Origin of the sequence: Streptomyces morookaense, from assembly GCF_013030945.1 — a bacterium.
Classification (GTDB): Bacteria; Actinomycetota; Actinomycetes; order Streptomycetales; family Streptomycetaceae; genus Streptomyces; species Streptomyces morookaensis.
In genome coordinates this window covers 1-9,208 of record NZ_JABBXF010000005.1, presented here as the reverse complement: position 1 = coordinate 9,208, position 9,208 = coordinate 1, and the positions used below count along the sequence as shown (strand labels likewise).

Genomic DNA, 9,208 nt, shown 5'->3' with positions numbered 1-9,208 from the left:
CGAGGCTGACACGGCCCTGTCCGCCGTCCACGGGCGGGAGCAGAACGACTCGGTTCTGCAGGCGCCGCAGCACCGGATGGGATCTGCCGGTACAGGTTCACCGGGTTGGGGACGTGGCGGTTGGATGCGCGGTGACGTCCGAACATGCGATACCCATGCAAGGTAGCCGTCGGCGGCACTGGTGCTCTGCTGGAGAAGACTCCCTTTACTCCGGGGTGCGGGTGCCTTCCCTCCCCGGGGGCGCCGTTCAGATGTTGGCTGATGCTCTGTGCGTCGTGGACAGCGCTCCGGCCAGTCGTTCCAGGTCGGCTTTCTTGCCGGCGAAGAGCAGGGTGCGCTCGCCGGCTCGGCACTCGGCGATGTAGTACTGGTGGAAGGATCGGCCGGCGCTGATATGAGGGCCCGGATCGGTGCGCAGCTGGTGGCGCACCTTTACCAGGGTGAGGCCGTCGGGCAACGGCCGACGGGCCACCCGGCCGGTGGGATCGGGACTCATGGCCAGGCCGTCGGCCTGGACGACGAGATGGGCTTTGCCGGAGTACTCCGGCTCGTAGGGCAGGAAGACGTTGATGACCTGTTCGGCCGGGCCGGGCCGTGGCGTGATGGCGATGTCGTCGCCCTGCTGACGTTCCTTGCGCGAGAAGTACATCCAGCAGCACAAGGCCCCGAGAAGAACCACCGCAAAGGCTGCTCCCGCCCCGCGCAGAGCCGCGCCGACGCTGTCCGGGAAGATCGGCACCCAGACGCCGACGCAGATACCAGGGAGGATGCCCGCCAAGCTGATCACACTGATCTGCCAAGGACTGCTGCGACCATGGGTCGCCCCGCGCAGTCGCCACCACACCCCGCAGCACAGCACCGCAAGGCCGGTGGAGAACAGGCCAGTCGCCCAGCCGAGCGCGGTTCCCCAGCTCCGCAACGGAGTGTCGGCGGTGCGGTAGCTGATGTCGCCGGTGACCACACCGCGGATCTTTCCCTTCCAGGAGTACAAGGCGATCGGGTCGCCCTCGCGCGCCTGGTCGGAGAAGGCGTAGGTGTCCTTGAGCCGGATCCAGTCGGTCTTCCCGTCCTTCCCCGGCACGCCCACCCAGTACTTCGGGGACTTGCCATGCTTCTCCCGGACACCTCTGATCACGGTGTCATGGCGGCTGACGCAATCCGGACTCTGCCGTGCAGGTGCGGGCGGACACGTCTGCGCTGTGCGGAAAGCGGCCTCGCTGCGTTCGTCGACGGCCACCGGCACTGCGACGAGCCAGACCGCAACGGCCATGAGCACAGCTCCGACCATGCACGTCACGACCGCCCACGCCCGCTCCCGACGCGGCAACTTGCACGAGCCCGTGCCGCACCCTGGCGGAAGTCCATTCGCTATACCCATATGTGGATCATTCCATGATGTGGTGGCTGATCTGCCTGGAAGTCCGGCGGATGAACGTCCGGTTGTGCCGAGAACGGCATCGCCCCCGCCACAACTGCTCGTCTCACCGCAGTCTCCCGTGGGCAGGACAAGGGCCACTGCTACCGGGAATGGCTGCTGCATGTCGACGAAGCGTGCGTAGTGGCCTTGGCCTACTCCGTCATGAACGCACGCATCATCGGCTTCCGCGCCGGCTCGTCGGCGACACCAACGCACTTCCCGACCGCGCAATGATCGCGGCTGTGACACCAACCTCATGCGACGGCACAGCTGATCGGCAGTTTGCTGAGTTTGTCGAGCACGCCTCAACACCCTCCAATAACCCCCGGACCAAGAGAAAAGGGGCGCCCTGGGAGAATCAGGCGATGTCCACCAACGAGATCCAGTTCGACTGCCAGCACTACGACGGCGTGCACGAAGTCGTCCCCCGCATCGACGGCCTGCTGCTGACCGAGCTCATCGACACCTTCGAGAAGAGCGCCGGGATGCGGCCCGCCGGCAACGCCTACGGCGGCCTCTCACCGCAGCACTACCGGTTCAGGATGGAAGACCATTTCCACGGACCGTCCACCAACGCCATGGGGCCCAAGATGCCCGTGCTCGGCTGTTCCTGCGGCGAGTGGGGATGCTGGCCCCTCATGGCTCGTATCACCATGACAGCCGACCTCGTGGCCTGGGACTCCTTCGAGCAGCCCTACCGAACAGCGCGCGACTACACCGCGTTCGGCCCGTTCCGCTTCGACCGCCACCGCTATAACGCCGCCCTGCGAGACCTGAGCACAGCTGTCGACTCCGACGACGCGTAGGCACGCGTCCCTGCCGGACTCGGGGCGGGGGCCGCGGGGGCATCCGAGGCGGGACCGAGGCGTAGCCACTCCGACAGACGGCGGGCACGGCGCTCACAGCAGGGCTGTTCTCGTTCCTCCCGTTCAAGCAGGGGGGGACCTGCTGCATGCCTCCTCCACCGGCCCGAAGGGTGCAACATCCCACATGATCGTCAGGTCAGAGGCATCGAGTTCCGGTCGGCCCATCTCTCGGCCGTCCGGATGCTTGCCGTGGTTGCGGTAGTAATCCAGCGCGTAGCGCACCGATCCGCCCACGTACGGCAGGTCCTCGCCGTTCTCGTGTTCGGGATCATCCGAACCCCGCAGAGCCCTGCGAGCCAGGTCTGGCGCAGCCGTGCCGGGCCTGGACATGCGGGCCCGGCGGCACACGCGCGACACCTACCAGGCTCAGATCGGCGTTCACCCGGTCCTGGCCCACGAGCAGGCTGGCCACAAGTACCCCGGGATCAAGAGGATCTGCCGGCACTCGACCCCGGAGATGCGTATCCACCGACTCGAAGGACTCCAGCGCATCGTCGAGCGGGCGATGGCCAACCTGAGATGGTCAGAGGTCTGGGAGACTTGATCTCCCGAAAATCTCCCAACCGATCAGCGCGAGTCCCATCTGCCCTACCCCTTCGCATCCGCATAGCACCGCACCACCGCCGTCGTGAACGGAAACCGCACCGGCGTCTCGCCGAAGGCGGTGCGGCCGGCGAGGTCGCCTGCTGTGCGGATGGCCTCCGCGACGGTTTCCGCCTCCTCCTGGGGGCAGTGGACGATCACTTCGTCGTGCTGGAAGAAGACCAGTTCCGCCCGGAGTCCGGCGATCGACTGCCGTACCGCGGCCAGCATGATCAGTGCCCAGTCGGCGGCGCTGCCCTGGACGACGAAGTTGCGCGTGAAGCGGCCGCGGGCCCGGGCGCCCGCCGTGGTGCCGGGCGCGGCGGGCGGCTCGTCCTGGGGGATGCCCGCCTCGTCGTCCACCGTGGTGGAGGACGGCGGGCAGGTGCGGCCGAGCCAGGTGCGCACCAGGCGGCCTTCCTCGCCCGCGCGTGCCGCGTCGTCGACATAGGCGACGGCCCGCGGGAAGCGGCGGCGCAGGTCGGCCAGGTGCTTGAGGCCGTCGCCGGAGGTCTGTCCGTAGATCGCGCCGAGCATGGCGAGCTTGGCCCGGTCGCGGTCGCCGGAGAAGGCGCGCTCGGCGAGGTCGGCGTACAGGTCCCGGCCGCTGCCGGCCACCTCCATCAGGCCGGGGTCGCGGGAGATGGCGGCCAGTACGCGCGGCTCCATCTGGTCGGCGTCGGAGACGACCAGGCACCAGCCGGGGTCGGCCACGACCGCGCGCCGGATCACCCGGGGGATCTGCAGGGCGCCCCCGCCGTTGGCCGTCCAGCGGCCGGAGACCGTGCCGGCCGGCAGGTACTCGGGGCGGAAGCGGCCGTCGCGCACCCAGGTCTGCAACCAGGACCAGCCATGGGCCGTGTGCACGCGGTAGAGCTTCTTGTACTCCAGGAGGGCGGGGACGGCGGGGTGGTCGATGTCCCGCAGCTCCCAGGCCCGGGTGGAGGTCAGGGCGATGCCCTGGCGGGCGAAGGCCCGGACGATGTCGGCGGCCAGGTCGGGCCGGACCCGCTCGCCGAACGCCTGCGAGACCTCTTCTGCCAGTTCGGCCAGGCGCCGGGTCTCCTGGCCGCCGGGATAGCGCTCGCCCAGCAGGGACGTGAGCAGCTCGCGGTGCACGTCCGCGCGCCAGGGAATGCCGGCCCGGCCCATCTCGGCGGCGACGAGCGTGCCGGCGGACTCCGCGGCGGTCAGCAGCCGCATCCTGCCCGGGTGCGCGGTGCGCTCCGTGCGGGCGAGCTGGGCCGCGTACACCTCCAGGAGGGCGTCCAGCTCGTCGGTGCCCGGCGGCAGGGGCACCGGGCCGGGCTCGAACAGCGAGGGCTGGGTCTCCGCCGTGCGCACGGGCGGATCCTCCGGCACGGGCAGCCCGTGCAGCCGCGCCCAGCCGGCGGCCAGGGAGCGGGGCTGGCCCGCCTGGCCCTCCTCATGGCCGATGAGCAGGGCCTCCGCGGCCTCTACGTCGTAGCACCGCTCCACGCGGACGCCCTCGGCGAGCAGCCGCCCGTAGACCTCCCGCGTGGCGCGCCACACCCACCGGTCGGCCTCGGGCCGGGCCCGCACCGCCTCGGCCAGGCTCCGTTCCGCCACGACCGGCCCGGCGGCCCGTCCCTCGCCGTCGACCGGGCACAGGCGCACGCCCTCGCCGCCCGTCCCTGCTGCCACTGCCCATCTCACGTGCACGACTCTGCCACCGGGGTCTGACAGTCGCCGGTGCCCCGGGCGGGACCGGTGGCCCGGCACCGGCCGGGCCTGCGGACAACTTCCGTCAATTTCAAGGCGGTTGGCGCCGCCGTATGCACCCACAAGTGGTCAATGGCGGACCGGCGATCGCCGGACGGGATGAACATATCGTCTGCTCGTAAGGGAAGCGGTTTTCCGTGAGCAAGACTCTTCCTTGCCAGAGCTTTTGCTCTGCCAATCCCCCCTTCCACGATGGAGACATCATGAGCATCCGCAACGCCGCCGCCGTGACCGCCCTGGCCGCCGCCGCCATCGGCGCCGGGGCAGCCACCGCCACCGCCGACGGCGCCCACGCCGCGACCTGCAAGGACCCGGGCGTCGTCGCCGGGAACATCGCCCAGGTCGCGCCGCGCGTCTCCCCGAACGTCGGGGGCAACACCATCTCGGTGGTCGGCATCCTCAACAGCTCCACCGGCAACACGCTCGTCAACGAGTGAGCAGCCCCGGTTCCAGCCGCCGAGGGCACCGCGGGTGAGGCGCTGAAGCGTTCCGCCCGCACCGGCCGCGCGTTCCTCGTCCTCCTCCCGGCGAGGGCGCGCGGCCTTCCCGTGCGGATCCGGAATGCGGGCCGCCGCTCCGGGCGGGAAGCTGGAGGCGACAGCGCCCCGCGCACTCCCGACCCGGGACGGACGGATGCCGATGGTGAAGCCCGGGCCCCTCGACCGGCTCACCCCCGCACAGCTCGCCCGGCTGCGGTCGGCCCCGGAGCAGGACACCGCCCATCCCATGCTCGCCGTGCCGAGCGAACGCCGGGCGTTCGGCGCCGGCTGGCTCTTCGAGCGGAAGCTGGACGGCGTGCGCCTCCTCGCCGCGCGCCGCGCGGGCAAGGTGCGCCTGGTCTCCCGGACCGGGCAGGCGGCCGGCGGCGCCTATCCCGAGCTCGCCGACGCGCTGGACGCCCAGGACTGCGGCGACTTCACGGTCGACGGCGAAGTGGTCGCCCTGTCCCGGGGGCGGACGGATTTCGCCCGGCTGCAGCAGCGGATGCAGATCACCGACCCGGCGGTGGCGAGGGCGAGCAAGGTCCGCGTCGTCTACTACCTCTTCGACCTGCTCAGCCTGAACGGCGTGGACACCACCGGACTCCCGCTGCACACCCGCAAGGCGCTGCTCCGCGACGTCCTCGACCTGCGGCCGCCGCTGCGTTTCACCACGCACCGCACGGGTGATGCCGGGGCCCTGCTGGACGAGGCCTGTGCGCGGGGCTGGGAAGGGCTGGTGGCCAAGCGCGCCGACGCCGCGTACGTGCACCGGCGTTCCCGGGACTGGCTCAAGCTCAAGTGTTCCACCGGGCAGGAGTTCGTGGTCGGCGGCTTCACCGACCCGGCCGGCAGCCGCACCGGTTTCGGCGCCCTGCTCCTCGGCTACTTCGAGGACGGCCTGCTGCGGTACGCGGGCAAGGCGGGCACAGGGTTCTCCACCGCCGTGCTGACCGCGCTGCGCCACCGGCTCGACGGACTCGAGCAGCGGCGCTCGCCGTTCCACGACGAGGTGCGGGAAAAGGGCGCCCACTGGGTGCGCCCCGAACTGGTCGCGCAGATCGCCTTCACGGAATGGACCCCGGCGGGCCGGGTCCGGCACCCCCGCTACCTGGGGCTGCGCGAGGACAAGCCCGCCGAAGAGGTGGTCCGCGAGCGGCCGTGACCGCAACGGCCGCCGGCCGACGGCCGGTCAGGGCTTCCGGCAGGCCAGCCGCAGGTTCTGCATCCCGCGCTCCGCCCGCACCACCTCGAACCGCTCGCGGCACAGGGCGAGGACGGACGCGGCGCGCCGGGCGTGGAGCACGGGCCGCCACAGGAACAGCACCACCTGGCCGCCGGGGCGCAGTACGCGCTCGGCCTCGCTCAACGCGGCCCGGGCGTCCGGCATTTCCTCCAGGCTGTAGCTGTAGAGGAGTGCGTCGAGGGTGGCCGTGGCGAAGGGCAGGGCGCAGCCGTCCCCGGCGAGGTACGCGGTGCGGGCGCCCGGTGCGGCGGGCGGTTCGTGCGGGATGTCCGCCGCGGCCGGGTCCAGGGCCACGAGCAGGCTCTGCGGGCCCAGGTGGCGGGCCAGTTCGGCGGTGTAGAAGCCGCCGCCGCTGCCGATCTCGGCGCACACCGTGCCCGGGCGTGCGGGGATCCAGCGCACGTCACGGCGGGGGCGGTCGCCCAGGGCGGCGCGGATGGCGCGGTGGCTGATGAAGTGGTAGCAGCGGGCCGGTGTGCGGGGCACGGGGCGGCCTCAGCGGATTCCGGGCGCCGGGGCGCCGGGGACGGCTCGCGCCTGCGGGGCCGGGGCCTTGCCGCAGAACTCCGCTTCGAGCAGGGCGAGCAGGTCGGGGGCGAAGCCGTAGGCGTTGACGCTGAACGCCGCGGTGTGGCCGGCGTCGCGCGTGCTGCTCACCAGGGAGACGAATCCGGGGATGCTGCCGACGTGGCCCCACACCGTCGTGCCGCAGGAGAGCCGCTGCTCGCCGATGCCCAGCCCGTACCGGCCGATCTCCCGGTGCCCGGTGTCCACGGTGGTGAGCATCTCCCCGAGTTGGCGCCCGGGCAGCAGTCGGCCGTGCAGCAGTGCGCGGTAGAAGGCCTGGAGGTCGCCCACGGACGAGATCATCCCGCCTGCCGCCCCGGCGACGCCGGGGTTCATCGCCGTGACGTCGTGCAGCGCGGTGCCGGGTGGCTCGCCGGGGAGTCTGAGGTATCCGCGCTCGGCGGGGCGGGGGATGCGGATGGAGGTGACGGGGACGGTGGTGGCGCGCAGGCCGAGCGGCCGGATGATGCGTCTTCGGATCTCGGCCGCGTACGAGTGGCCGGTCGCCTTCTCGATGATCATCCCGGCCAGGATGTAGTTGGTGCTTGAGTAGCTCCATCCGGTGCCCGGGGCGAAGACCGGCCGGTGCGCCATGGCCGTCCTGACCAGGTCCCGGGGCCGGTGGGCGGCGAAGCGGTGGCGGAGGAAGTCCTTGCCGAACGTCTTGGCGGCCAGGGCGGGATCGGCGGTGTAGTCGTAGATCCCGCTGGTGTGGTCGAGGAGTTGGCGGACGGTGATGCGGCTGCCGTCGTTGCCGTTGCCGTGGACCACGCCCGGCAGCCAGTGCTCCACCGTGTCCCCGAGAGCGAGCCGGTGTTCGGCCTCCAGCTGGAGCACGACGGTGGCGACGAAGGTCTTGGTGTTGCTGCCGATGCGGAAGCGGTCCCCGGGCCGCGGGGCCCGGGCCCGCCCGAGGTCGGCGAGCCCGGACGAGGCGTTCCACACGCGCCCGCCCTCCCGGGCCTGGCCCAGTACTCCGGGCACCCCGCCGCGCACGATCCCGCCCATGACGGCCCGGGTGGCCGCATGGCCGATCCGGTGGCCGGTCGTGCGGGCGGCGGAGACGGGCGGGGCCGCGGTGAGTCCTGCGCCGGTCAGTCCTGCCGCCAGGACGACCGGCAGGGCGGTGCGCAGCGGACGACGCATCGGCATGGACGGCCTGCCTTTCCGGAACGGCGGGTGCCGCACCGGTGCGGCATGCCGCGAGCCGGTCGGCACTTCATCGCTACCGTGCGGGCCGCGCCGCAATCGGCCGGGCCGCAGAACTCAGCCGAACGAGTGCGCGACATGCGTGCCGCCGTACGGCCCCTACGGCCGTTCGTCCACGCGCACTTCCTCGATCCCCAGGTACATCACATTCGGCCGGGTGGGGTGGAAGGCGATGGCGGAAATGCCGTCGTAGCGGTTGTGGGTCTTGGTGACCGTGCCGGTGGTGGCGTCGAGGCGGAACAGGTCGGTGCCCGCGCCCTGGAACCAGGTGCCGAACTCGAAGTAGAGGACGTTCGCGTCCACGGGGCTGGGCGCGAGCAGGGTGCTGTTCGTCAGCTTGGTCTCGCCCGAGTCGTCGACGACCCTGGCGAAGGTGCGGCCGCCGTCGGCCGAACGGTACAGGTGGCGGCCCTCGGTGGCCGCGCCGGGGGCGGCCTCGACGAGGTCGATGCCCAGCGCGTAGACCACGGACGGGTCGGCGGGCGAGACCGCCGCTCGGAAGAGGTTCGCGGAGCCGCCCGCGGTGCCCGACAGACCGGTGACGGGGCTCCAGGTGACGCCGCCGTCCGTGGTCACCGCGCCGCCGCGCACCATGGCACCCACGACGGCGTGGTCGGGGTCCGCGGGGTCGAAGGCGACGGAGTAGATGCCGGTGCCCCGGGGGAAGGCCAGGGTCCCGGTGCGCTGCCAGGTGGCGCCCGCGTCCGTGGAGTCGTACAGCCGGCCGTCCTTGCCGGCGAGGCGTACGTGGTCCGGGCGGGCGGGGTCGGTGCCCAGGCCGTTGATGGCGGTCGTGGGCGGCGTCAGCGCGGTGACGGTGCGGCCGTCCACGCGGGCGAGGTGGCGCCCGTTGGGCTCCCAGGCGTAGGCGCGGTCGCCGCGGGCCGCGGTGAGCCGGCTGGAGCCGGCGCCGAGCGTGGCGAAGGGGGTCCAGGTGCAGCCGGCGTCGGACGAGATCTGCAGGGTGCTGTTGTGCGTGGCGAGCAGCGTGTCGGCGGTCTCCAGGGCCACCAGTCCGTGCGTGTAACCGGTGTGCTGGAGGGTGCTGCTGGTGGGAGCGAGGGTCCTGCCGTCGTCGGTGGTGAAGGTGACGGCTCCG

General features: G+C 72.0%; 8 protein-coding genes. 3 read left to right on the top strand and 5 right to left on the bottom strand.

Annotation, left to right across the window (positions count from 1 at the left end; genetic code table 11):
• Window positions 1–247: 247 nt before the first annotated feature.
• Window positions 248–1,135, bottom strand: coding sequence for a hypothetical protein (locus HG542_RS03220; RefSeq protein WP_171078468.1), 888 nt, complete (start codon window positions 1,133–1,135; stop codon window positions 248–250).
• Between the two features lie 647 nt (window positions 1,136–1,782).
• On the opposite strand from HG542_RS03220, the gene HG542_RS03215 reads away from it, so the two are divergent.
• Window positions 1,783–2,223, top strand: coding sequence for a hypothetical protein (locus tag HG542_RS03215; RefSeq protein WP_171078467.1), 441 nt, complete (start codon window positions 1,783–1,785; stop codon window positions 2,221–2,223).
• A 648-nt stretch (window positions 2,224–2,871) separates the two neighbouring features.
• On the opposite strand, the gene HG542_RS03210 is transcribed toward HG542_RS03215, so the two are convergent.
• Window positions 2,872–4,548: a bifunctional 3'-5' exonuclease/DNA polymerase gene (locus HG542_RS03210; RefSeq protein ID WP_229922472.1), complete on the bottom strand. Its 1,677-nt coding sequence runs from the start codon at window positions 4,546–4,548 to the stop codon at window positions 2,872–2,874.
• A 263-nt stretch (window positions 4,549–4,811) separates the two neighbouring features.
• On the opposite strand from HG542_RS03210, the gene HG542_RS03205 reads away from it, so the two are divergent.
• Together HG542_RS03205 and ligD are read left to right on the top strand one after the other, a co-directional pair.
• On the top strand, window positions 4,812–5,045 hold the full coding sequence (locus HG542_RS03205) for a chaplin (protein ID WP_171078465.1): 234 nt from the start codon (window positions 4,812–4,814) through the stop codon (window positions 5,043–5,045).
• A 202-nt stretch (window positions 5,046–5,247) separates the two neighbouring features.
• Window positions 5,248–6,252 carry a non-homologous end-joining DNA ligase gene (ligD, locus tag HG542_RS03200; RefSeq protein WP_171078464.1) on the top strand — a complete coding sequence of 335 codons (1,005 nt, stop codon included), beginning with the start codon at window positions 5,248–5,250 and terminating at the stop codon, window positions 6,250–6,252.
• A 27-nt stretch (window positions 6,253–6,279) separates the two neighbouring features.
• Here ligD and HG542_RS03195 read toward each other — a convergent pair whose 3' ends face one another.
• From HG542_RS03195 to HG542_RS03185, 3 genes are all read right to left on the bottom strand, one after another.
• A complete protein-coding gene (locus HG542_RS03195; protein WP_171078463.1) occupies window positions 6,280–6,819 on the bottom strand; it encodes a class I SAM-dependent methyltransferase in 540 nt (179 codons plus the stop codon).
• A gap of 9 nt (window positions 6,820–6,828) precedes the next feature.
• Window positions 6,829–8,052: a serine hydrolase domain-containing protein gene (locus HG542_RS03190; protein WP_229922471.1), complete on the bottom strand. Its 1,224-nt coding sequence runs from the start codon at window positions 8,050–8,052 to the stop codon at window positions 6,829–6,831.
• Window positions 8,053–8,208: 156 nt separating this feature from the next.
• A partial coding sequence (locus HG542_RS03185) for a WD40/YVTN/BNR-like repeat-containing protein (protein WP_171078462.1) occupies window positions 8,209–9,208 on the bottom strand: 1,000 nt, incomplete at its 5' end.

Bases quoted from the DNA above. Each gene is read 5' to 3' on its own strand.
- HG542_RS03215 (WP_171078467.1), top strand. From the start codon at position 1,783: ATGTCCACCAACGAGATCCAGTTCGACTGCCAGCACTACGACGGCGTG.
- ligD (WP_171078464.1), top strand. From the start codon at position 5,248: ATGGTGAAGCCCGGGCCCCTCGACCGGCTCACCCCCGCACAGCTCGCC.
- HG542_RS03205 (WP_171078465.1), top strand. From the start codon at position 4,812: ATGAGCATCCGCAACGCCGCCGCCGTGACCGCCCTGGCCGCCGCCGCC.
- HG542_RS03190 (WP_229922471.1), bottom strand. From the start codon at position 8,052: ATGCCGATGCGTCGTCCGCTGCGCACCGCCCTGCCGGTCGTCCTGGCG.